A 23346-nucleotide genomic window follows, 5' to 3' on the forward strand; every position below is an offset into this window, starting at 1 on the left:
GGAAGGACATTCATGCCACACGAATCCACCCGCGCGGCTGGGACCGCCAGTGAACCGATCGCCATCATCGGCATGGCCGGACGGTTCGCCGACGCCACCAGCCCCGCACAGCTCTGGGACATGCTCCTCGAGGGCCGCGACGCCATCTCCGACATCCCACCCGAGCGCTACGACATCGACGCCGTCTTCGACCCCGCACCCCGCACCCCCGGGCGCACGGTGAGCAGGTGGGGCGGATTGCTGCGCGACATCGACCTCTTCGACGCGGAGTTCTTCGGCGTCTCGCCCCGCGAGGCCGACCGGATGGACCCCCAGCAACGGCTGCTGCTGGAAGTCGCCTACGAAGCCCTTGAGGACGCGGGCCAGCCCCTCCCCCGCATCGCCGGTACCGACACGGGCGTGTTCATCGGCCAGTTGGGCGGCGACTACTGGCACCTGCAGTACGACAACCGCGAGCAGCTCGACCTCTACGCCATGACCGGTGCCGCGTCCCGCGCCATCACCTCCGGCCGCCTGTCATACGCCTTCGACCTGCGCGGTCCCAGTTTCACCGTCGACACCGCCTGCTCCTCCGCACTCGTGGCCGTCCACAACGCGGTTCAGGCGATACGGCTCGGCGAGTGCCCCTTGGCGATCGCCGGCGGGGTCAACCTCGTGCTGCTGCCGGAAGAAGGCGTCGTCTACTCCGGCGCCGGCATGCTCGCCTCCGACGGCCGCTGCAAGTTCGCCGATGCCTCCGGCGACGGCTTCGTACGCAGCGACGGCATCGGCGCCGTCATCCTCAAACCACTGTCGACCGCGCTGGCCGACGGGGACCGCGTCCGGGCCGTCATCCGCGGCTCCGCCGTCGGCAACGACGGCCAGAGCAGCGGCTATCTGGTCACCCCCGCCGTCGAAGGCCAGCGCGACGTGCTGCGCCGCGCCTACGCGAACGCCGGTGTGGACCCGGCCGACATCGACTACATCGAAGCCCACGGCACCGGCACCAGCGTGGGTGACCCGGTCGAGCTGGAGGCTCTGGCCGGCATCGTCGGTCCTCGCACACCGGACGAACGGTGCCTGGTCGGCTCGGTGAAGACCAACGTCGGCCACGCCGAGGCAGCAGCCGGGATCGTCGGCCTCATCAAGGCAGTGCTGTGCCTGGAGCACGGGACGGTCCCGCCCAACCTGCACCTGAAGAACCCCAATCCGGCCGTCGACTGGGACAAGCTGCCGCTGACCATCCCCACCCGGGCCACACCGCTGCCGGACCGTGACCGGCCCGCCGTCGCGGGAGTGTCCAGCTTCGGTTTCTCCGGCACCAACGCCCACCTCGTTCTCGAAGCCGCCCCCGAACCGCTCTCCCACCCCGCGGACTCCCAAGGGGCCGCCGCACAGAGCGAGTTGCTGGTGCTGTCCGCGCTCAGCCCCGAGGCACTCGCCGACGCCGCCCGCACCATGGCCGACCACCTCGAAGGCCCCGGCGCCCCGCACAGCCTGCGCGACATCTGCTACTCCGCGGCGCTGCGTCGCACACCCCACGACGCACAGCTCGCCCTGCCCGCCGAAAGTCACGCAGAGGCCGCTGCCGCCCTACGGGGCTTCGCCGGCGGCGAGAACGAACCCGGCCTGTCCTCCAGCGACTACACCGACCCCGAAACGTCGCCCAGGATCGTGTTCGTCTTCCCCGGCCAGGGCTCGCAGTGGCCGGGCATGGGCCACGAACTCCTTGACGCCGAACCGGTCTTCCGGCAGGCCATGGAAGCCTGCGACGAGGCCATCAGGACCGAGACCGACTGGTCGGTCATCGAACTGCTGCGCTCCGCGGACGAGGAGAGGCTGGGTCAACTCGACGTCGTCCAGCCCACCCTGTGGGCCATGGAGATTGCCCTGGCGGAACTCTGGCGTTCCTGGGGCATCGAACCGGACGCGGTCATCGGACACAGCATGGGCGAATCCGCCGCCGCCTACATCTCCGGCGCACTCTCGCTCGGCGATGCGGCAGCGGTCATCTGCCGCCGCAGCCGACTGGCCAAACGCCTCACCGGCCGCGGCACCATGGCCTGGGTCTCCCTGCCCGCCGAAGAGGCCGCGGCCGCCCTGACCGGTCACGAGGACAAGGTGGCGGTGGCCGCCATCAACAGCCCCACCTCCACCCTGCTGTCAGGCGAAGGCGAAGCCCTGACCCGGGTACTGGAGGGGCTCGACGCCCGCGGCATCGACAACCGGCGGGTCAACGTCGACTTCGCCTCGCACTGCCCGCAGATGGACGCCTTGCGCGAGGACCTGCTCGCCGAACTCTCCGCCCTCACCCCACGGGCAGGCCGCATCCCGCTGCACTCCACCCTCCTCAACGAGGTGATCGACGGCTCCGGAATGGACGCCGACTACTGGGTGCGCAACATCCGCCGGCCCGTCGACTTCGCCGGCGCGGTCCGCGGCCAACTCGAACTCGGCGACACGGTGTTCGTCGAAGTCAGCCCGCACCCGCTGCTGGTGTCCGGCATCCGCGAAACCGGCCGCCTGGCCACCGGCTCGGACACCACCGCAGTCGGCAGCCTGCGGCGCCATCTGGACGAACGCACCGCCCTGCTCACCTCGGCCGCGACGCTGTACACGGCCGGCGCCGGCCTCGATCTCGGCGCGCTGACCACGGGCGGCCACTACGTCCCGCTGCCGACCTACCCGTGGCAGCGCACCCGCCACTGGATCAACCCCGCCCCCGAACCGGCGGCGCCCCCGGCGGTGTCAGCCGGTGAGTCGGAACCGGCACGGGGGAGCGACCATCCGCTGCTCGGCCGTCCGCTACCCGCCGAAGGCACCACCCGTATCTGGCAGGGCCCCCTGCGGCTGACGGACAACCCCTATCTGCGCGACCACTGCATCCAGGACACGATCATCCTGCCGGGCACCGCCCACCTGGAACTGATCGCCGCGGCCGCCCGCACGGAACTCGGTTCCGGCGCCCTGTCCGTGAGCGACGTGCACTACCACCGCGCGCTCTTCCTCGACGAGGACGAGCCGGCACCCGAGGTCCGAGTCGACCTCACCCCGCGACCGGACGGCTCGCTGCACTGCCGCATCCACAGCCGGGACACCGACTCCGACGACTGGATCCTGCACACCGAAGCCACCGCCCGCGCGATGCCCGGCGGCGCTCCCCAGGCGTCCGAACCGCTCCAGACGATCCGCGCCCGGCTGCCGCAGCATCAGGACGCCGACGACTTCTACCCGTGGAACGCCGCCCGCGGAAACCAGTGGAACGGCACCTTCCAGGGCATCACCGAACTGTGGCGCGCCGACGGCGAAGTCCTCGCCCTGCTCGCCTGCCCCTCCGCTCTCCTCGACGGTCTCGGGCGGCACCACTTCCACCCGGCTCTCCTGGACGCGAGCGGTCACGCCATGGCCTCCGCCCGGCCGCTGACCGCTCCCGGCGAGGAAGGCGTCTTCGTCCTCGGCGGCATCGACGAGGTCCGCTTCTACGAGCAGCCGCCCGCCTCGCTGTACAGCCACGCGACCCTGCTGCCCTCACCGCGCGAGGACTCCTTCGTCGCCGACATCGACATCCGCGCCGACGACGGCCGCCTCGTCGCCCAGATGCGCGGACTGCGCCTGCAGTATCTGGCCGGTCATGCGCCCGAACTGCTCACCTCACGCACCGAGGATCCTGTGACGCTCACCCGCACCCACGACACACCTGCCGCCGGCGTCGGCGATCACCTCGACAGTTGGCTGCACGCCCTCACCTGGGACGAAGCCCCGCTCCCCGATCCCCGTACGCACACCCCCGCGGCGGACGGCTTCTGGCTCGTGCTCACCGACAGCGGATCCACCGGGCGGGCCCTGGTGAAGCAGCTGAGTGGTCATGGCCAGCGCGTGGTGACCCTCACCACCGGAGCGGGCAACCTGTCCGGGTCCGGCGAGCGCTACCGCATCGACCCGTCGAAGGAAGAGCACTACCGCGAGGTCCTGGACGACGTCGCCCGCAACGGCGCCTGCCGCGGCATCATCCATCTGTGGGCACTCGACGCCCAGGCGGGTCTGGACGCCACGTCCACGGAGATCCGCCGTACCCAGCTCTTGGCCGTCCACAGCGTCCTGTACCTGACCCGAGCTCTGGAGAAGAAGCCGCTCGGGCATCCGCCTCTGTGGCTGGTCACCCAGCTCGCCCAGGCCACCGGTGCCGCGGAGCAGGTGCGCCACCCCTTCCAGGCCATGCTGTGGGGGCTGGGCCGCACCCTGGCCGCCGAGGCCCCCGCGCTGAGCCCGCGCCTGATCGACCTCGACCGGTCGGCGGCCAGTGTCACCGCGCTGGTGGACCTGCTCCAGCAGACCGACCAGGAGGACCAGAGCGCACTGCGTGACGGACGCCGCCTCTCGGCCCGACTGCGGCAGGCGGGCACCGCACCCCTGCCCCAGGCCCTGTCCCTGCCCGCACCCGGCGTCATCGACGACCTGCAACTGACCGAGACGCCCCCACGCGCCCTCGGCGCGGACGAAGTCCGGATCCAGGTCAGTCACGCCGGGGTCAACTACCGCGATGTGCTGCTGAGCCTCGGCATGTATCCCGGGCAGGACAACAGGCCGCCGGTGATGGGCTGGGAGTGTGCCGGCACGGTGACAGAGACCGGCCGAGCCGTCACCGGGGTCACGGTGGGCGAGGAGGTCATCGCCTTCGCCGAAGGAGCGCTCGCTTCCGAGGTCGTCACCTCCGCCTGCCTGACCGCGCCCAAGCCCACCAGGCTGACCGCGGCCGAGGCCGCGACGCTGCCGGCCGCCTATCTCACCGCGTACCACGCGTTGCACGACCTGGCCCGTCTGGAACGCGGCCAGAAGATCCTCATCCACACGGCCACCGGGGGCACCGGGATGGCCGCGCTGAACATCGCACGCTGGAAGGGGGCTCGTGTCTTCGCCACCGCCGGCAGCGACGCCAAACGCGACCTGCTGCTCCGGCTCGGTGTCGAGCGGGTCGCCGACTCCCGCACCCTCGCCTTCGCGGACGCCTTCAAGCCGGCCGAGGGAGAGCAGGGCTTCGATGTCGTCTACAACACCCTTGCCGGTGAGGCCATACCGGCGAACCTTTCACTGATGGCCCCGTACGGCCACTATCTGGAGCTGAGCAAGCGCGACATTCTCGACGACAACTCGCTGCCGCTCGGCGCCTTCGCTCGCAATCTGTCCTTCCACGCCGTCGACGTCGTGCACATGATCCAGCACGCCCCCCAGCGCGCCGGAGGGGTGCTGCGGGCCGCTGCCGCCCTGGTGGACGAGGGGGCGCTGGAGGCGCTGCCGCACACGGTGTACCCGGTCGAGAAGGCCGCCGAGGCCTTTCGCCTGATGGCGCAGGCCCGCCACAGCGGCAAGATCGTGCTGTCGTTCGACCAGACGCCCGCCGCCGCGACGGGCGCGCGCGGCAGGCCCGTGACCGTGCACGCGGACGGCACCTACCTGATCACCGGGGGCGCGGGCGGAATCGGCGGACAGCTGGCGCTGTGGCTCGCCGACCAGGGAGCTCGGCATCTGCTGCTCACCGGCCGCAGCGCTCTGCCCGAGCCCGAAGCGGCCTCGGCGCCCGACCATCCGCAAGCAGGCGCCGTCTCCGTGCTCCGGCAGCTGGACGAGCGCGGCGTGCACGTGACGTACGAAGCCGTGGACGTCGCCGATACGCGGGCCATGCGGGCCCTGTTGGACTCCCGGCGTCGCACGGGTCTGCCTCCCGTACGCGGTGTCTTCCACGCTGCCGGTGTCATCGACTACACCCTGCTGAGCGACATGAGCGGCACGGAGATGGACCGGGTGCTGGCGGCGAAGGTCTCCGGGGCGTGGAACCTGCACCGGCTGCTGCACGAGGAATCGGTGGAAGCCTTCGTGCTCTTCTCCTCCGGATCCGCCCTGCTCAGCTCGCCCATGCTGGGTGGATACGCGGCCGGGAACTCCTTCCTCGACGCGCTGGCGCACCACCGGCACGCCCAGGGGCTGCCGGCCACCGTCGTCAACTGGGGCTTCTGGGACAGCGTCGGCATGGTCGCCCGCAAGGAGGCGCAGGAGGAACGCACGCTGCTGCCGCAGGGCATGGCCTCCTTCAGCCCCGCCGACGGCTTGGCCCTGCTGGGACGGATCCTCGCCGAAGGCCGCGTGCACACCGCGGTGCTGCCGGCCGACTGGCCCGCATGGGCCCGCGCGTACCCGGGAGCGGCGACAGCGCCGCTGTTGCGGTACCTGGTCACCGGCAGCCCGGCGGGACAGCGCTCACCCGCACCTGAAGAACCCGCGCGGCACGAGGCGGTCGCCTCGTCGCGGCCGACCGCTCCCGTCGCGCCACGGTCGGAGACGTCAGGGCCCGCACACGTCGCGGCCCCTCCCGCGGCCGGCCCCGAACCCGCAGTCGCGGCCCGGCGGACGCCGCCGGTCGCCGCGTCGGCTCAGGCGGAGGAGGACGGCGAACTGCTCGACTTCCTCAAGCAGGAAATCGCCACCGTCATGGGACTGCGACCCGAACGCCTCAACGCCAGCCGACCCCTCAACCGACTCGGCATGGACTCCCTCATGGCCGTCGAACTACGCAACCGCATCGAACGCCGCTACCACGTCAAACTGCCCATGGTGCAACTCCTCAAAAACGGCACCCTCACCACCGTCGCCCAAGCCCTCGCCACCGAACTCCAGCCCATCGAAGAGCCGTCGGGAACGACAGTCGGGGGCACCGGGGCGCCGAGGGCAACGGCCGACGCAGCGGAGACGAACGCTGCGGCGCCGTCCACACCGGACGCCGAGGCGGCTCCGCCGGTGGCCGCCCCGCCTGCACCCGCGCCAGCCGCACCGCCTGCCGCCGCATCCGCTCAGGCGGAGGAGGACGGCGAACTGCTCGACTTCCTCAAGCAGGAAATCGCCACCGTCATGGGACTGCGACCCGAACGCCTCAACGCCAGCCGACCCCTCAACCGACTCGGCATGGACTCCCTCATGGCCGTCGAACTACGCAACCGCATCGAACGCCGCTACCACGTCAAACTGCCCATGGTGCAACTCCTCAAGAACGGCACCCTCACCACCGTCGCCCAAGCCCTCGCCGCCGAACTCCAGCCCGCCGACGCCTCGGCCTGATCCGAGCAAGTGACGAGGACCGAACTCATGAAGACCACCGACATCCGCATCGCCGGCCTCGGCACGTACATCCCGGAGATCGTCGAGGCCCGCAAAGCCGTCGCTCTGGGCCTGTACGACGCCGACGACTACGAGTTCTACGGCTGGACCGGTGCCGCGGTCGCCGACGACATGCCGGCTCCTGACATGGCGGTCGCGGCCGCCCGGCAGGCCGTCGAACGCTCCGCGCTGCACCCGCACGACATCGACCTGCACATCCACGCCTGCGGCCACGAGCAGGGCCCCGAGGGCTGGTCGCCGCAGCACTACATCCTGCGCCACCTCACCGACCGCGACGTGCCCTCGTTCCGGGTCTGGCAGGCGTGCAGCGGCCTCATCGGCTCCCTGGAACTGGCCGCCTGCTACCTCAAGGCGGTTCCCGAGCGCGGTGCGGCTCTGCTCACCGGCGCCGACAACGTCGGCACCCCCAACTTCAACCGGTGGGCCTTCGGCATCCAGAACGGAGTCCTGGGTGACGGCGGCAGCGCCGTCCTGCTGTCGAAGTCCGAGGGATTCGCGAGCCTGCTGTCCATCAACACCGGCTCCACCGCCGAGGTGGAGGAGCAGTACCGCGGGACCGAGGCACTGTTCCCGCCGTCGTTGACGGTCGGCCGCAGCATGGACTTCAAAGAGCGCCTGGCCGCCGCGGGCGGGCTGGAGGAGACCGTCGCCGAGGTCGTGCGCCGTCAAGGAGAGCTGCGTACGGAGATCGCCCTGCGCACCTTGGCCGAGGCCGGGCTGGAGCCGGGCGATGTCACCCGTGTCTGCCACGTCTTCACCGGCCAGGAGAGCTACTTGAAGGTCATCCTCGACCCGATGGGCCTCTCCACCGACCTGGGCCTGCTCGACTTCGGCCGCAATCTGGGCCATATGACGGTCAACGACCAGATCGTCGGCCTGACGCACCTGGTGGAGACCGGGCAGGTCGGCCCCGGGGACCACGTCCTGATCGTGGCCCATGGCGGCGGGGTGTCCATCACCTGCGCCGTCGTGCGCATCGACGAGCGGCCCGACTGGGCCGCCGCCTGATCACCCACAACCCGTCCGCCGGCCCGTCACCGGGCCGGCGGACGGCATATCCGCTGACTCGCACCGCTGTCCCCGGGGGGTACCCGTGCAGAATCTCGCCTCATCGCCCTTGCTGGACGCCGAAGCCCTGATATCCACCTTCGGCCTGCTGGGCATCATGGCCACCGTCTTCGCCGAATCCGGCCTGATCGTCTGCTTCTTCCTGCCCGGTGACTCGCTGCTCTTCACGTCCGGGCTGCTCGTCTCCAACGACCAGATCCTTCATCAGCCCTTGTGGCTGGTCATGCTCGCCATAGCGGTGGCGGCTGTTCTGGGGGATCAGTTCGGCTATGCCTTCGGCCGCAAAGTGGGCGGCGCACTCTTCCGGCGCCCCAACTCCCGCTTCTTCAAGCAGGAGAACGCCGAACGGGCCGAGCAGTTCATGCAGAAGCACGGCCCCAAGGCGCTGGTGATGGCCCGCTTCATCCCTGTCTTCCGCACCTTCATCCCCATCACAGCGGGCGTGGCGCGCATGACGTACCGCACCTTCTTCCTGTTCAACGTGATCGGTGCGGTGCTCTGGTCGGTCAGCCTGACCCTGGTCGGCTACTACCTGGGGCAGATCGCCTTCGTCCGGGACAACATCGAAGCCATCGTCATCCTCATCGTCCTCGTGTCCGGCATCCCGATCATCGTCGAGGGCATCCGGATGCGGCGCCGGGCGCGTGCCGCGAGCCGCCAGACCCCCGCCACACCTTCCGCAACCGTCGAAACGGAGCTTCCCCGTCCATGATCTCCGCACAAGAATTCTGCGACCTGCTGGCCGATCGCGGCTTCACCATGGCCAGCGGTGTCCCCTGCTCCCACTTCGGCGGACCGATCGCTCATCTCAGCACCCGGTCCGGCCGTTATGTGCCCGCCCCCAACGAAGGGAGCGCCCTGGCAGTGGCAGCCGGTGCCGCCCTGGGCGGTCGGCGCGCCTATGTGATGCTGCAGAACTCCGGTCTGGGCAACCTCATCAACCCGCTCACCTCACTGGTGATGACCTACCAATTGCCGATCCTGACCTTCGCCAGCCTCCGCGGCTGGCCCGACCCGGCCACGGACGAGCCCCAGCACGCGGTGATGGGACCGGCGACTCCGGGGCTCCTCGACAGTGTCGACACCCCTCATCACACCTTGTACGCCGAGGACGGGGTGAAGGAGTTCTCCACCCTTCTGGCGGCGGCGGAGAAGGATCTGGCCGCACAGCGGGCGCCGTTCGTGCTCGTGGAGCGCGGCGCCATCGGCAAGGCCACCGCGGCCAACGAACCGCACACCACCGGGCTCCCGGCCGCCGAGGCCATCCGGATCGTCACAGCTGCCGCACCACAGGCGGCGGTCGTGGCCACGACCGGGTTCACCGGCCGTGACACCTTCGCCGTGGCGGATTCACCCGGCAACTTCTACATGCAGGGCTCCATGGGCCATGCCTCCTCCCTCGGTCTCGGCGTCGCGCTGACGCATCCGGAGAGGACCGTGGTGGTCCTGGACGGGGACGGCGCTCTGCTGATGCACCTGGGCGCGCTGTCGATGATCGGAAACGAGGAGCCCGCCAACCTGATTCACGTGGTGCTCGACAACCGGGTGCACGAGTCGACGGGAGGGCAGGCGACCACCTCGGCGACCACGGCCTTCCCCGAGATGGCGAAGGCCGCCGGCTATGCCAGCGCGGTCGACTGCGACGGTGAAGACGCCCTACGGGCCGCGATGCTGGGGGCCCAGGCCGCTTCCGGCCCGCACATGATCTGCGTCAAGACGCTGCCGCGCACGGGGACGATCCCGCCGCGTGCGACCAACGCGCTCACCACGCTGGACATCCGGGACCGTTTCCAGAGCAACTTGCAGTAGTAGTACGGCTGTTGACGAAGGGCCGGTGTGCCGCGCGGACGCGCGGTACACCGGCCCCCGGTTCGTGACGGTCGGCGGCCTCAGGCGCCCTGCGGCGTGGTGGGCCGGTCGGCCTCTGCCTGAAGGCAGGCAGCGACCGTCTCGGGGTCCAGGGCGGCCAGGCTGGCGAACATACGCAGCGGCTCAGCCAGGGTCTGGCAGCACATCACGTACTGGTTGCTGCGTCCCTTGGGGACCGCCTCGACCAGGTCCTGCTCCCGCAGGGGAGCGAGGTGGTGGCTGACCAGTGTCTGACTGAGACCGGTGGCCTCCTGCAATTCCTTGACCGTACGGGGACGTTGGGCGATCAGCAGGATCAGCGTCAGCCGGGTTTCGTCCGCCAGGGCCCGCAGTTTGGGTGCCAGCATCTGCGCCCGCTCGCGCTCGCTGAGCCACTGGGCAGGATCACTGACCGCCACCCTGAGCTTCGATGGCCGGGCCATCGCCACCTCCCTGTCACCCGCGGGTCGGCCGTGTGGCCCGAGCCCCTCCCTGAATGGGAGACCGGGTCGGGCTGTGGACTCGATCCTACGCACTGCTGCCTCCCGGGTCTTCAGGAGGCGGCGGTGACATCGGCGCTGCCGCCGGGTGCGGCGGCCTCGGGCTGCGCTGGGGCCTCGTCCTCGGCGACACGAGCCCGCGGCAGGATGAACGCGGCGGCCAGCGCACCGGCGGCAGCGACACCGACAGCGATCAGCAGGGTGGCAGCGAAGCCACCGACGAACGAGTGCTGCGCGGCATCCAGCAGACGCTGGCCGGCAGCGCCGTCGAGCTTCTGGGCGACCGCGGACGCACCCGTCAGCGACTCGTTCACCGCATCCCCGGCCTCTCCGGGGAGCTGTGCGGCCGAAGGCAGGTCGTCGCGGTAGAGCGTGGTGATCACACTGCCGCTGATGGCGATACCGAGCGCGCCGCCGACCTGCATGCCCACATCCGCCACGGCAGAACCGGCGCCCGCCTGACGGGCCGCGGAAACGACGAGGATGGCGTCCACGGCGGCGGGCAGGGCGATGCCCATGCCCAGACCGAACACGGCCAGCCCGATCAGCGCCTGCGCCTCGTCGTCGACGCCGAGCCCGGCCAGGACGCCCAGTCCCGCGGCGCACAGCGCCAGCCCGAGGACCACCGTGGCCTTCAGCCCCGTGCGTTCCACCAACTTCGCCGACAGCGGCGCGCCCACCATCATCGTGCCGATCGCGAGCATGCGCAGGCCCGCGCCCAGCGGGTCCAGTTCGAGAACCGACTGCAGGTACTGGGTGAGCAGATACAGGCCGCTGTAGAGGCCGAAGGAGGTGCAGGCGATGGCCAAGGCGCCTCCGCCGTAGCGGGCGTTGAGGAACAAGCCGACGTCGAGCATCGGATGGGCGGTGCGGCCCTCCCACACGACGAAGGCGACCATGAGAGCGACACCGAGGAGGAGGGAACCCACGGTGACGACGTCGCCCCAGCCGTTGTGCGGGGCCTCGACGAGGCCGTAGACGATGGCGACCAGTCCGGCCACCGACAGCAGCGCGCCGACAAGGTCGAGACCGGGGTGGTCCTCGGCCTTGGACTCGGGGATCAGCTTGGCTCCGCCGATCAGGGCGATGGCCGCCAGGGGCACGTTGATCAGGAACATCGAGCCCCACCAGAAGTGCTCCAGCAGCAGGCCGCTGACGAGGGGACCGAGCGGGACACCGACGGCGGCCGCACCCGACCAGATGCCGATCGCTTTGCCCTGCTCCTCGCGCGGGAACACGTCCTTGATGATGGCGAGGGTGGCGGGCATCATCAGCGCCGCGGAGACGCCCATCAGGGCGCGGAAGGTGATCAGCGTCTCGGCGTTGGACGCGAAAGCGGCACCCAGACTGGTCAGGGCGAAGGCCGCCAGCCCCACCGACAGAAGCCGTTTGCGGCCGAACCGGTCGGACAGGCCGCCGGCCATGAGCAGCAGTCCGCCGAAGGCCAGGGCGTAGGAGTCGACCATCCACTGCAGTTGGCTGCTGGTGGCGTCCAGGTCCTTCTGGATGCTGGGCAGAGCCAGGTTGAGGATGAGGGTGTCGAGGCCGATCAGTACCAAGCTCAGGCACAGGATGTTCAGGATCTGCCATCGTCGCGGATGGCCGGCGGAGCGGTTCACTTACTTCTCCTCAAGCGCAAAGGTAGGCGCCCCGTAGGGCGGCCGGGGTCGGCCATGCCCGCGGGGGTTGGGCGAGGCAGCCGACCACCGGCCAGGGAAAACTAAACAGCAGAAGCCGTTATCAACAGCCGACACTGTTGATAACGGCCGCCTTTTGGCGCTAGTTCAAGCCAGATGGCTCGTCTGCTCCCCCAGCGCGACCCCAACTCCCGCCGCCCGGCACTGCCGTGCACGTCAGACGCGAAACGGACTCCCTGCCGCCGCACGGCAACCCGGAAGCCCCGCGATACCTGACGCCGCATCACTCCGCAGCAGCTCAACCGGGATGACCTGCGACTGGGCACACCCTTACGCTCTTTGACACCGATCGACCCATCAGCGCTGAAGATGGCGGGATTGCTTCGGTATCGAACGCGAGACCCTCGAATACTTTGACCGTCATCGATAAATTGAGCGAGAAGCAGTACGGGGGAGCCCGCAGAGGGCTTCTGCAAGGGGGACCCGGGGGGCTGGGACGCATGCGTACATCCAGTAGGCAACGATTCACACCCATATCACCGTCGGCACGGCGGTAGCCCGGCAACTCCTTCTTCTGTCACGGAACTCCGTGCGTGGCGGCACGGTCCTGACATCACCTCAGACACCACCGCATTCGCGCGGCAGGGCGTTCGGCGCGCCTTCTGCTGCGCCCGCAAGGCGCGAACCGTCTCCGGCGACGGCAGTTCCGCTCCTTTTGACGCATTTGAAGGGGAGATCGATGTCAGTCTCTGCTCAGCCACGCCTTGCTCTGGTGGGCGACCGGGGCAACCACGACGAGCCGTCCCACCCGAAGATCGACGCGATGCGTGAGCAGTGGGACCTGACCACTGAGTGGATCCCGACCACGGACATCCACGAGCCCTCCGTCCTGGACGGCTTCGACGGAGTCTGGGTGGTACCCGGGGCTCCCTATTTCAACCAGAAGGGCGTGCACCTCGCCGTACGGCACGCACGGGAGAACCAGCTGCCGTTCCTGGGCACCTGCGGCGGCTTCTTCAGCGCTCTGATCGAACATGCGCAGAACGTGCTGGAGTTGCCGGACGCGATCGGGGTCGACGAGGACCCCGAGAAGCTGATGCCCCTCGTCACCCCGCTGAAGTGCTCCTTCCGCGGCGAGAAGGCTCCGCTGACGGTCAAGGAAGGCTCCCGCCTCGCCGAGATCTACGGAACGACCCAGGTCGAGGAGATCTTCCACTGCGACTACGGGCTGACCGACACGTTCATGGACGCCGCCCATCAGGGCTCCCTGCAGCTGAGCGCCTGGGACAGCGACGAAGCCCCGCGCGCACTGGAGATCGCGGGGCATCCGTTCTTCCTCGGCACCCTCTTCCAGCCTGAGCTGTCCTCCGCACCAGGAGCCGAGCACAAGATCCTCAAGGCTTTCCTGACCGCCGTACGGACCAAGGCGGGTGCGCTGCCGGCGCCCACTGTCTGACCACACAGCCGACTGCTTCGACAAGGCCGTGCGGCACGTCCGCACGGCCAGGGCACCGCCATGCCCGCCTCGTCCCGCACCGGGCGGAAGGATCCCCAGTCTTCATGAAGCACGACCAGCCCGACCTGTCCCGGCGCGGCTTCGTCCGCGGCAGCGTCCTCAGCGGCGTGGGTCTCGGAACCCCTGCCCTGCTTCCGGTGGTTTCGGCACACGCCACCGAGGCATCGGCCGAAGCGGAGGGGCACTCCTCAGGCGCCTGCCGGCCGGGCACGGATTTCACCGAGCAGTCAGCTGCCCTGACTCCGGACAGGACCGTCGCCACGGCCTGCCAGTTCTGCAACTCCAACTGCCGACTCAACGTCGACCTCAAAGCGGGCCGGGTCCTTGCCGTGCGCGGCGAGGAGCGCGACCCCGTCCAGCACGGGCAGGTGTGCGTCAAGGCCGAGCTGATGCCCCAGCTCGTCTACAACCCAGAACGCCTGACCCGCCCACTGCGCCGCATCTCCGGTGCGAAGGGATCACCGCACTCCCAGTTCGAGGCCGTGAGCTGGGAGGAAGCCCTCCGTGTCATCGCGAGGAAGTTCCTGGCCCTGCGCGACGCAGGCCAGGCGCACACCATCGCCAACCGCACCACGGGCCGGATGCCCCGCGGCACCGGATCCCTCGTGGCGCGCCTGTTCGCGATGCTGGGCAGCCCCAACAACACCGACGTCGGCCCGGTCTGCAACGACGCCGGCGGCAACGCCCTGGCGACGACCTTCGGCCTGGGCAACTTCACCAACGGCTACGGGGTCGACGGCGCGACCGGCGAGGACGACCTCGGTTCAGCCCGCCACTACCTGTTCCTGGGCACCAACCAGGCCGAGACCCACCCGGTGACCTTCGACTACCTGCTGCGCGGCCGGAAGAAGACCAAGGCCACCCTGACCGTCGTCGATCCCCGCCTGACCCCGACCGGAGCCGCGGCCGACCGGTGGGTGGCGCCGAAGCCGCACACCGACTTCGCGCTGCTGCTGGCCATGCTCCATCACATCGTGGCGGAGGAGCTGTACGACAAGACGTTCGTCGAGCAGTGGGTGGTCGGCTTCGACGAACTGCGCGCGCACCTCGCCGAGCACCGGTACACCCCCGAGTGGGCAGCGAAGGTCACCGGTGTCGAGGCGGCCGTCATCACCGAGATGGCCGTGGAATACGCGACGGCGAAACCGGCGGCCATCTTCTGCAACGCCGGGATCTCCCACCAGCTCGGCGCCTTCGACACCTACCGGGTGACAACGTTCCTGGCCGCGATCACCGGCAACATCGGACGACCGGGCGGTGGCTGCAACTTCATGCACAACACCTGGCCCGGCGACCTGCGTCTGCCGCCGCTCGCGGCCCCGGTACCCGACCGGCACCAGGCCCTGCCGGTCGGCCCGGACTACTTCGCCGAGTCCATTCTCACGGGCAGCCCCTACCGGTTGCGCGCCGTGATGACCCAGGGCAACCCGCTGGTGTCCTCCGCCAACACGACCAGGGTCAAGAAGGCGTTCGAGCAGCTCGACTTCTTCGTCTACACCGGGCTGTTCATGGAGGAGCCCGCGTACTACGCCGACATCATCCTGCCGGTCTGCAGCGGACTGGAGATGGAAGGCGTCTACATGCGCCGCGACGACCGGGCCATCCGCTGGCAGGACCAAGTCGTCGACCGCGTGGGCGAGTCCCGGCCCGACTGGGAGATCTGGGTGGGTCTCGCACACGCCTTGGCGGAACTGGACACCCGCCGTCCCGCCGCCGAGTGGCGTGCGGCGTTCCCGAAGCGGTGGATGGACTACCGGCAGTTGTGGAGCGACTTCACCGCCCACACCCCCGGAGCGGCGGGGATGACGCGGGACAGGATGCGCCGGCGCACGGAGCCGCTGCGCTGGCCGTGCCCCACCGAAGACCACCCCGGGGTGAGCACCCTCTACCTGGACCACCCCCGCTGGTACGAGGCCGCCGAATCCCTGGACCCGGCCCATCGCGGCAAACGCTTCCTCACGCCCAGCGGCAAGGTGGAGATCACCACCCCCGCTCTGGAGAAGAAGCTGGCGGTCACCGGTCACAGCGCTCTGCCGGCCTTCTACACCCACCCCGAGGTCACCGGCAGGAACCCGACCCTGGCCTACAGCCGCAAGTTCGTCACCAACCCCCTCAACCCGCAGGCGGTCACCCATCCGGTCCGACTGGGTGTACCCGGAAGCGACTCGGTGCACCGCGACTTCCCGCTGATGGGCATGACCGGCCGGCCCAGCGTCGTCCACTTCGCGGAGATCACCCACTGGACCCGGACGGGCAAGCAGCTCAACGGCATCCGCTTCATCCAGATCCACCCCGACACCGCCCGCCGCGCGGGCGTCTCCGACGGCGACGACGTACGTGTCGAGAGCCCCCGCGGATCGGTGACCGGCACGGCCCTGCTGTGGGAGGGGATCAGGACGGACACCGTCTTCGTGCCCAACACCTTCGGTCCCGCACAGAAGGTGGGCGACGTCTTCGACGACCCCCGCTACGCGGCGGCCAACACCCTCCCCGACGACGGCTTCTACGACAACCTCTCCGGCCAGCAGGCCTTCAAGTGCTTCGCCTGCCGCGTCGTCAAAGCCTGACCACCACACGCCCGACCCCTCTCGGAGGTACTGCATGCCCGCCACTCCTGATCCGCGCCTCAAGGTCGAGTCCCTCACCGTCCGCACCCTGACCGGTTTCGACGAGACGGTCCGTGTCCTGGGGTCCAAGAGCTACACCAACCGGTACCTGGCCATCGCTTCCCTGTCCGGGCAGGAAACGGCGATCGACAATGCTCTGCTGTCCGATGACACCGTCTACCTCGCTCGCGCCGTCGAGGCGTTCGGCCACGTCACCTGCGAGATAGACCACGCCGCCGCCCGCATTCTCGTCACGCCCACGGGCGAGGCGATGCGCGCTCCGGCCGAGGAGATCTTCGTGGGCGGCGCGGGCACACCGCTGCGCTTCCTGATCTCCATGGCCGGGCACGCCGAGGGCACGACGGTCATCACCGGCAACTCCCGCATGCAGGAACGCCCCATGGGAGACCTGCTCGAGGCGCTGCCCCCGCTCGGCGTCGACGCCACCGCCGTACGCGGCAACGGCAGCCCGCCCGTCCGCGTCGTCGGCGGCTCCTTCCAGGGCGGAACCACCTCCATCAGCGGCGCGGTGTCCAGCCAGTTCACCTCCAGCCTGATCATCAACGCGCTGCGCGCCCGGACCGACACCGAGATCACCATCAGCGACGACCTGGTCTCCAAGCCGTACGTGGAGATGACCCTCGCCGCGCTGAAGGAGATGGGCGTGGACGTGGACCGGGACGGCTACCGGCGCTTCACCGTCCCGGCCGGGCAGAAGGCCCGCGGTGGACAGGTGACCGTCGAGCCGGACGCCTCCGGCATGTCCTACTTCCTGGCCGCGGCCGCCCTCCTGCGGTCCCGGGTCGTCATCCCGGGAATCGGCCGGGGCTCCCACCAGGGGGACGTCCATCTCGTCGAGGCACTGGAACGGATGGGCTGTCGTTCCGAGGTCACCGGTGACTCGATCACGCTGACCGGCGGGCCTCTGCGCGGCATCGACATCGACATGGAGGCCATGCCCGATGTGGTGCCCTCCCTGGCGATCGCCGCCGCCTACGCCGAGGGCACCACCCGCATCACCAACATCGCCTCCCTGCGCGTCAAGGAGTGCGACCGCATCGCCGCCGTCACCACGGAACTCCGCAAGATGGGCATCGAGGTCGAGGAGCACGCCGACGCCATGTACATCACCGGCGGCACCCCGCACGGCGCGGTCATCGACACCTACGACGACCACCGCATCGCCATGACCTTCGCCATCGGCGGCCTGCGCACCGAGGGCGTCGTCATCAAGGACCCCGGCTGCGTCGCCAAGTCCTTCCCCACCTTCTGGGAGACCCTCGACACCCTGCACCCCACCCTGGAGAGCACGAAGTGAGCGCGCCCGAACCGGTGCTCGCCGGGCGGGGCGTCCTGCTCGTCCTCGACGGATGGGGCGCCGCCCCGGCAGCCGAGGACAACGCCCTGGCGCTGGCGCACACCCCGGTCCTCGACGACCTGGTGGCGCGCTTCCCGAGCACCCTGGCCGAAGCCTCCGGCGGTGCCGTCGGTCTGCTCCCCGGGACCGTCGGAAACTCCGAGATCGGCCACATGGTCATCGGAGCCGGACGGCCCCTGCCGTACGACAGCCTTCTGGTCCAACAGGCCATCGACACAGGTGCTCTGCGAACGGACCCGCAGCTGGGTGCCCTCTTGGAGAAGACCGCCACCGCCGAGCGCGCACTGCACCTGATCGGACTGTGCTCGGACGGGCAGATCCACGCCCACGTCGAGCACCTCGGCGAACTGCTGGCCGCCGCCCACGCACACCAGGTGGGGCGCGTGTTCATCCACGCGATCACCGACGGACGGGATGTCGCCGACCACACCGGCGAGTCGTACTTGGCGCGGGTGACCGAGATCGCCGCTGAAGCCGGGGCCGGACAGATCGCCACCGTCATCGGCCGTGGTTACGCGATGGACAAGGCGGGCGACCTCGACCTGACCGAGCACGCGGTCACCTTGGTCGCCGACGGGCGGGGCACTCCCGCCGACAGCGTCCACGCGGCGGTCGCCGCCTCCGACCGCGGCGACGAGTGGGTCCCCGCCACCGTGCTCACGACCGCCGAAGGGGCTTCGGTCGCCGACGGAGACGCGGTGCTCTTCTTCAACTTCCGCAGCGACCGCATCCAGCAGTTCGCCGACCGTCTCGGTGAGCATCTGGCGCACACCGGCCGCTCGGTGGAGATGCTCAGCCTGGCGCAGTACGACACACGCGCCGCCATCCCCGCTCTGGTGAAGCGGGCGGACGCCTCCGGCGGCCTGGCCGACGAACTCGCCGCGGCCGGGCTGCGCAGCGTCCGCATCGCCGAGACCGAGAAGTTCGAGCACGTCACCTACTACGTCAACGGCCGTGACACCACGGTGCGCGACGGCGAGGAGCACGTGCGGATCACGGCAGACGGCAAGGCCGACTACGTGGCGCGTCCGCAGATGAACCTGGACCGCGTCACCACCGCCGTCGTCGAGGCCGCCCACCGCAAGGACGTCGACCTGGTCGTCGCCAACCTGGCCAACATCGACGTGGTCGGACACACCGGGGACCTGGCCGCCACCGTCCTCGCCTGCGAGGCGACCGACACGGCGGTCGGCCAGATCCTCCAGGCGGCCCGGGACAGCCACCGCTGGGTCCTCGCCGTCGGCGACCACGGCAACGCCGAACAGATGACCAAGCAGGCACCGGACGGCACCGTGCGGCCCTACGGCGGACACACCACCAACCGGGTCCCGCTGGTCGTCGTCCCCCTCACGAACGGCACCTCGGAACCCGTGCTGCCGGAGTCGGCCACGTTGGCCGATGTCGCCCCGACCCTCCTGCGCCTGCTGGGACACAAACCCGGATCCGCCATGACAGGAAGACCTCTGCTGTGAGTCCACCCGCCACCACCGATACCCCGTGGCATCGAACTCCCGTCCCGTCCGACTGCCTGGAAAAGCCTCACATCGCCGCCGCCCTCGCAGAGGACACCCTCGTACGCAGGCTGGACTCCGGTGGCGTCGAAGGAGTGCTGCACGAAGCGCCCGACCACTCCCGGGCGGTGCTGGGTCTGCACAACCCGACCTCGGCCGAAGCCCGGATCAACCTCGATGCCCTGCTGCCCGAACGCGCCGACTGCACGTGGCACTTCCTCAGCGGGTCCATGCACACCAGTCACGCCACCGACGGGATGTACGTCCATCTGCCGGTCTCCGGCACGGTCTGGCTGACGGCGGCCTCCTAGGAGACGGCCGTCGGTCCGGGCGCCCGCGCCCGACCACCCGCGTCGGTGCCGACGACAGGAGACGTCGTCGGCGCCTCGCAAGATCCACCGCAGCCTGCGTGAGGCAGCCCCCGAGGGTCCGCTGCCTCGCCTTCTCTTTCAGGGCACCGCCAACCCCGAAGGACTCGACATGAGTTACGTACGAGCCGGAGCGCCCCCGGGAGCCGGCGCGCTCTTCGCCCGTTGTACGCCGCTGAGGAACAAGCCGCCCACGCGGACAGTCGGCCACGGCCCTCCCTGCGCTCCGGATTCCGGAACGCCCCGCGTCGGCAGGACCGACCGGGGTGTCCCCCTCCCCCGTCCAGGACTCGCCCGACCGTCACACCGGTGACCGGCCAAGGGGCGTCGCAGGACGTCTCGTTCCACCTCATCACACAGACCACGGTCACATCCGAAGGAAGGTCCTCAGCAGTGTTCACCAAGAATCACCGCCGCGCTTGCCTCGCCGCCACGGCTCTTGCGGCCCTCACCCTGGCAGGCTGCGCCGATGGCGGGGGAAGCGATGCGCTGCAGGTCAGCGGATCGACCACCGTGGCGCCGGTGGCCGCCGACGCGGCCCAGGACCTCAAGGCAAAGGGCCTCGACATCACCGTGGCCACCCAGGGCGGTTCGGCCGGCGGCATCTCCCAGCTCGCCTCCGGGCAGATCAACATCGCCATGAGCTCGAAGCCCCTGGGCAAGGAGGACAAGGCCGCAAGCCCCGGAACCAAGTTCCACTCCACGCAGATCGGCGCCGACGCCGTCGGGGTCATCGTCACCAAGCGAGTGGCCGACGCCGGCGTCAAGAACCTCACCGCCGAGCAGGTACGCGGCCTGTTCGAGGGGAAGATCACCAACTGGTCCGAGGTCGGCGGCCCGAACCTCAAGGTCTTCGTCTACGACAAGGAGCCGGGACGCGGGACGCGGGAGGTCCTCGACAAGTACCTCTACGGGGACGGGAAGGCTCCGGCGCCGCCGAAGTCGGGCAACTTCGCCGTCGTGGGCGGCAATCTGGAGACCCGCAACAAGCTGGAGTCCACGCCCGGTGCCGTGGCGCCGCTCTCCACCAGCTTCGTCGAGGGGCGCAAGGGTCTGGCCGCGGTGAATCTGGACGGCATCGAGCCGTCTCCGAAGAACATCGCCTCCGGCAAGTACCCCATGGCACGGCCGCTGTTCTTCATCACCGACGGCGAGCCGGACGGTGCGTCCAAGAAGTTCATCGACTACACGCTGACCGCCAAGGGCCAGGCCCTGATGACCAAGCACGGCTACCTGACCCTCAAGGAAATCGGGAAGTAGCCGATGACCACCAAGACACTGGCCCCGCCATCCGTGCCATCCGGCACGGGCAGTCGCCCCCGCCCGTCGAAGTGGATCTGGAGCTGGACCTGGGTCGGGGCGTTCGCCGTCATCGCTCTGCTCCTGACGGTCGTCGGCTACCTCGGCGCAGGCGTCGGCAGCGGCCACGTCGACTGGGCCGATCTCCTTTTCGAATCCGCGTGGAGCCCGGCCAACTCCGCCTACGGCGGCCTGGCGATGATCTACGGCACGGCCGTCGTGTGCGTTCTCGCCCTCGTCATCGCCGTACCGGTCAGCTGGGGTGCCGCCGTCGCACTGACGGAATACCTGCCGCCCCGCCTCGCCCGGCCGCTGCGCCTAAGCGTCGAACTACTCGCCGCCGTACCGTCCATCGTCTACGGACTCATCGGCATCATGGTCGTCCGTCCGGTCATCGCGCGGATCGCGGACGTACCCGGCGGAGACAGCCTCGCCGCCGCCGGTATCGTCCTGGCGGTCATGATCACCCCGACGGTCGTGGCTGTCAGCGTCGACGCGCTCACCGCGGTGCCGGACCGCGTCCGCGAGACCGCCCTCTCGCTCGGCCTGACCCGCCAGGAGATGATCCGCTCCGCGGTGCTGCCGCTCGCCCGGTCCGGCATGAGAGCGGCCGTTCTGCTCGGCCTGGCCCGGGCGCTCGGTGAAGCGATCGCGGTGTTCCTGGTCGTGGGCCGGGCCGACGGCCGGATGCCCACCAGCTTCGGGGAGTTCGTCGACTCGCTGAGCCACCCCGGCCAGACGCTGACGACGAAACTCGCCGGACCGGAGCCCGTACTGGCCGGAACAACCGGGCCCTACTTCGCCGCTCTGTGCGGACTCGGCCTCATCCTCCTGGCGCTGGTGGCCGCGGCAACCATCTGGGGCACCCGGGGCCGCACTCGCGGCGCCACGACCAAGAGTGCCCCTCGGTACCGGGGCAGCGCGCGGATGCGTCTTCAGCGGGACCGGATGGTGCGGACGCTGCGGCTGGGTGCGCTGCTGCTGCCCACCGCGCTCCTCGTCGGCATGCTCGCGCTCCTCGTGACACGAGGAAGCTCGGCGTTCAACCCGTCCTTCTGGTTCACGTCCGCCACCGGCGCGGCGGGGGGAGGCGTGCGCGACCAGATCACCGGCACCGTGCTGCTCATCGCCGCGACGGGCATCCTGGCCCTGCCCCTCGGCTTCGGCGCGGGAGTCTTCATCGGGGTCCACGCATCCGCCCGTACGGCGCGAGTGCTGCAGACCCTCACGATCATCCTCGGAGGGGTACCGACCATCCTGCTGGGACTGGCCGGATTCGTGATCCTCTCCACCACGATGGGGTGGGGCCGGTCATGGCTGGCGGGCGCGATCGTACTCGTCCCCGTCGTCGTACCGGTGATCGCCCTGACCACTGCCGCCCGAGTGCGGAGCATTCCCGCCGAACTCACGGAAAGCGCCATGTCACTGGGCCTGACGCGCGCGCAGTTCATCCGTTCCGTCGTGGTTCCGTACACCTGGCCCGCGACCATCACCGGACTGCTGCTCGGCCTGGCCCGCGCAGCCGGTGAGACCGCCCCGCTGCTGTTCACCGCCACCGTCTTCTTCGGTGCACCCGCTCTGCCGGACGGCATCGTGGAAGCACCGGTGCAGGCCCTGCCGACCCACATCTTCACCCTTTCCCAGGACTCGGGTGACCCTCAGGCCGTCACCCAGGCATGGGGCAGCGCGATGGTACTGGTCCTGATCACTGCCGTACTCCTCAGCGCGGCGGTCGCGCTGCGGAACCGTTTCGAGGGGGAACGATGGACCACGTGATCTCCGTACGCCGACTGAGCGTGCGCAGCCGCGAGAAGACCCTGGTGGGCCCTGTCTCCTTCAACCTGGAGCAGGGGTCCACCACCGGATTGTGCGGACCGTCGGGAGCCGGCAAGTCCACCATCCTGCGCGCCCTGGTGGAGTTGCTCCCCAGCGGGCTGACCCGCGACGGGGAGCTGCGGGTGCTCGGGCGAACGATCCCACCCGGCCGAGGAGATGCCGAACTGCGGGCCAAGGTGGTTCTCGTACCCCAGACCCCGGTCGTCTTCGGGGGAAGCGTCCTCGACAACGCCCTCTTCGGTCTCCGCCATGTCCTGCGTGCTCCTCAGGAGGCGCTGCGAGAGCGGGCGGAGCAAGCCCTGGAAGAGGCCGGGCTGTGGACCGAGGTCGCCGACCGGCTCGACTCACCGGCACAGAACCTGTCGGCGGGCCAGCGCCAACGGCTCTGCCTTGCCCGGGCACTGGCGCTGGAGCCGGCCGGGCTGCTGCTCGACGAGCCCACCAGCGCACTCGACGAACGCAGCAGGGACAAGGTCGAGCAGTCCATCGCCGCGCTGCGCGGCCGGCGAGCAGTCCTGCTCGTCTCCCACGACCCCGCGCAGGTGGAGCGTCTGTGCGACACGACGGTCCACCTGGACCAGCTGACGACGGAATCGGAGACTGCCGCCGTGGCCTGATCCCGGCGCCGGAGAA

The 23346-nt window shown here is 69.8% G+C and carries 14 protein-coding genes; 12 read left to right on the forward strand and 2 right to left on the reverse strand.

Going from position 1 to position 23346, the window contains the following annotated elements:
* Positions 1-12: 12 nt before the first annotated feature.
* The 4 genes from MID12_RS13990 to aepY all read left to right on the forward strand — a co-directional run bounded on the left by MID12_RS13990 (position 13) and on the right by aepY (position 10023).
* Positions 13-7086 carry a type I polyketide synthase gene (locus tag MID12_RS13990; RefSeq protein WP_263167450.1) on the forward strand — a complete coding sequence of 2358 codons (7074 nt, stop codon included), beginning with the start codon at positions 13-15 and terminating at the stop codon, positions 7084-7086.
* Positions 7087-7113: 27 nt separating this feature from the next.
* Positions 7114-8154 (forward strand): ketoacyl-ACP synthase III family protein, encoded by a 1041-nt coding sequence (locus MID12_RS13995; protein WP_040250542.1) that lies wholly within the window; start codon positions 7114-7116, stop codon positions 8152-8154.
* Between the two features lie 85 nt (positions 8155-8239).
* A complete protein-coding gene (locus tag MID12_RS14000; RefSeq protein WP_040250545.1) occupies positions 8240-8926 on the forward strand; it encodes a DedA family protein in 687 nt (228 codons plus the stop codon).
* The gene (gene aepY / locus MID12_RS14005) at positions 8923-10023 is read left to right on the forward strand and encodes a phosphonopyruvate decarboxylase (RefSeq protein ID WP_263167453.1); all 1101 of its coding nucleotides are present in this window, start codon (positions 8923-8925) and stop codon (positions 10021-10023) included. Before MID12_RS14000 ends, aepY begins: the two co-directional genes overlap by 4 nt.
* A gap of 80 nt (positions 10024-10103) precedes the next feature.
* On the opposite strand, the gene MID12_RS14010 is transcribed toward aepY, so the two are convergent.
* Positions 10104-10505: an ArsR/SmtB family transcription factor gene (locus MID12_RS14010; protein ID WP_040250551.1), complete on the reverse strand. Its 402-nt coding sequence runs from the start codon at positions 10503-10505 to the stop codon at positions 10104-10106.
* A gap of 110 nt (positions 10506-10615) precedes the next feature.
* Positions 10616-12181, reverse strand: a complete 1566-nt coding sequence (locus tag MID12_RS14015; RefSeq protein ID WP_263167458.1) for an MFS transporter — start codon at positions 12179-12181, stop codon at positions 10616-10618.
* A 757-nt stretch (positions 12182-12938) separates the two neighbouring features.
* Here MID12_RS14015 and MID12_RS14020 point away from each other — a divergent pair.
* The 8 genes from MID12_RS14020 (at position 12939) to MID12_RS14055 (ending at position 23330) form a co-directional block, all read left to right on the forward strand.
* A complete protein-coding gene (locus MID12_RS14020) occupies positions 12939-13655 on the forward strand; it encodes a glutamine amidotransferase-related protein (protein ID WP_040250556.1) in 717 nt (238 codons plus the stop codon).
* 104 nt (positions 13656-13759) lie between these two features.
* Entirely contained in the window at positions 13760-16282 is a 2523-nt protein-coding gene (locus MID12_RS14025) for a molybdopterin-dependent oxidoreductase (protein WP_263167462.1), read from the forward strand.
* Between the two features lie 34 nt (positions 16283-16316).
* The gene (gene aroA / locus MID12_RS14030; RefSeq protein ID WP_263167465.1) at positions 16317-17639 is read left to right on the forward strand and encodes a 3-phosphoshikimate 1-carboxyvinyltransferase; all 1323 of its coding nucleotides are present in this window, start codon (positions 16317-16319) and stop codon (positions 17637-17639) included.
* A complete protein-coding gene (gene gpmI / locus MID12_RS14035) occupies positions 17636-19171 on the forward strand; it encodes a 2,3-bisphosphoglycerate-independent phosphoglycerate mutase (RefSeq protein WP_263167468.1) in 1536 nt (511 codons plus the stop codon). Before aroA ends, gpmI begins: the two co-directional genes overlap by 4 nt.
* Positions 19168-19521, forward strand: coding sequence for a hypothetical protein (locus tag MID12_RS14040; protein WP_040250569.1), 354 nt, complete (start codon positions 19168-19170; stop codon positions 19519-19521). The genes gpmI and MID12_RS14040 overlap by 4 nt, the downstream gene beginning before the upstream one ends.
* Positions 19522-19971: 450 nt before the next feature.
* Complete coding sequence (locus MID12_RS14045) at positions 19972-20838, forward strand: phosphate ABC transporter substrate-binding protein (protein ID WP_040250572.1); 867 nt, start codon at positions 19972-19974, stop codon at positions 20836-20838.
* A gap of 3 nt (positions 20839-20841) precedes the next feature.
* On the forward strand, positions 20842-22653 hold the full coding sequence (gene pstC, locus MID12_RS14050; RefSeq protein ID WP_263167473.1) for a phosphate ABC transporter permease subunit PstC: 1812 nt from the start codon (positions 20842-20844) through the stop codon (positions 22651-22653).
* Positions 22641-23330, forward strand: coding sequence for an ATP-binding cassette domain-containing protein (locus MID12_RS14055; protein WP_040250579.1), 690 nt, complete (start codon positions 22641-22643; stop codon positions 23328-23330). Before pstC ends, MID12_RS14055 begins: the two co-directional genes overlap by 13 nt.
* Positions 23331-23346: the final 16 nt, after the last annotated feature.

The organism is Streptomyces sp. SCSIO ZS0520 (assembly GCF_025643355.1).
Taxonomy (GTDB): Bacteria; Actinomycetota; Actinomycetes; order Streptomycetales; family Streptomycetaceae; genus Streptomyces; species Streptomyces physcomitrii.

Excerpts from the sequence above, each read along its gene's own strand:
- MID12_RS13990 (WP_263167450.1), top strand. The coding sequence starts at position 13 with ATGCCACACGAATCCACCCGCGCGGCTGGGACCGCCAGTGAACCGATC.
- MID12_RS13995 (WP_040250542.1), top strand. The coding sequence starts at position 7,114 with ATGAAGACCACCGACATCCGCATCGCCGGCCTCGGCACGTACATCCCG.
- aepY (WP_263167453.1), top strand. The coding sequence starts at position 8,923 with ATGATCTCCGCACAAGAATTCTGCGACCTGCTGGCCGATCGCGGCTTC.
- MID12_RS14010 (WP_040250551.1), bottom strand. The coding sequence starts at position 10,505 with ATGGCCCGGCCATCGAAGCTCAGGGTGGCGGTCAGTGATCCTGCCCAG.
- MID12_RS14020 (WP_040250556.1), top strand. The coding sequence starts at position 12,939 with ATGTCAGTCTCTGCTCAGCCACGCCTTGCTCTGGTGGGCGACCGGGGC.
- MID12_RS14025 (WP_263167462.1), top strand. The coding sequence starts at position 13,760 with ATGAAGCACGACCAGCCCGACCTGTCCCGGCGCGGCTTCGTCCGCGGC.
- aroA (WP_263167465.1), top strand. The coding sequence starts at position 16,317 with ATGCCCGCCACTCCTGATCCGCGCCTCAAGGTCGAGTCCCTCACCGTC.
- pstC (WP_263167473.1), top strand. The coding sequence starts at position 20,842 with ATGACCACCAAGACACTGGCCCCGCCATCCGTGCCATCCGGCACGGGC.
- MID12_RS14055 (WP_040250579.1), top strand. The coding sequence starts at position 22,641 with ATGGACCACGTGATCTCCGTACGCCGACTGAGCGTGCGCAGCCGCGAG.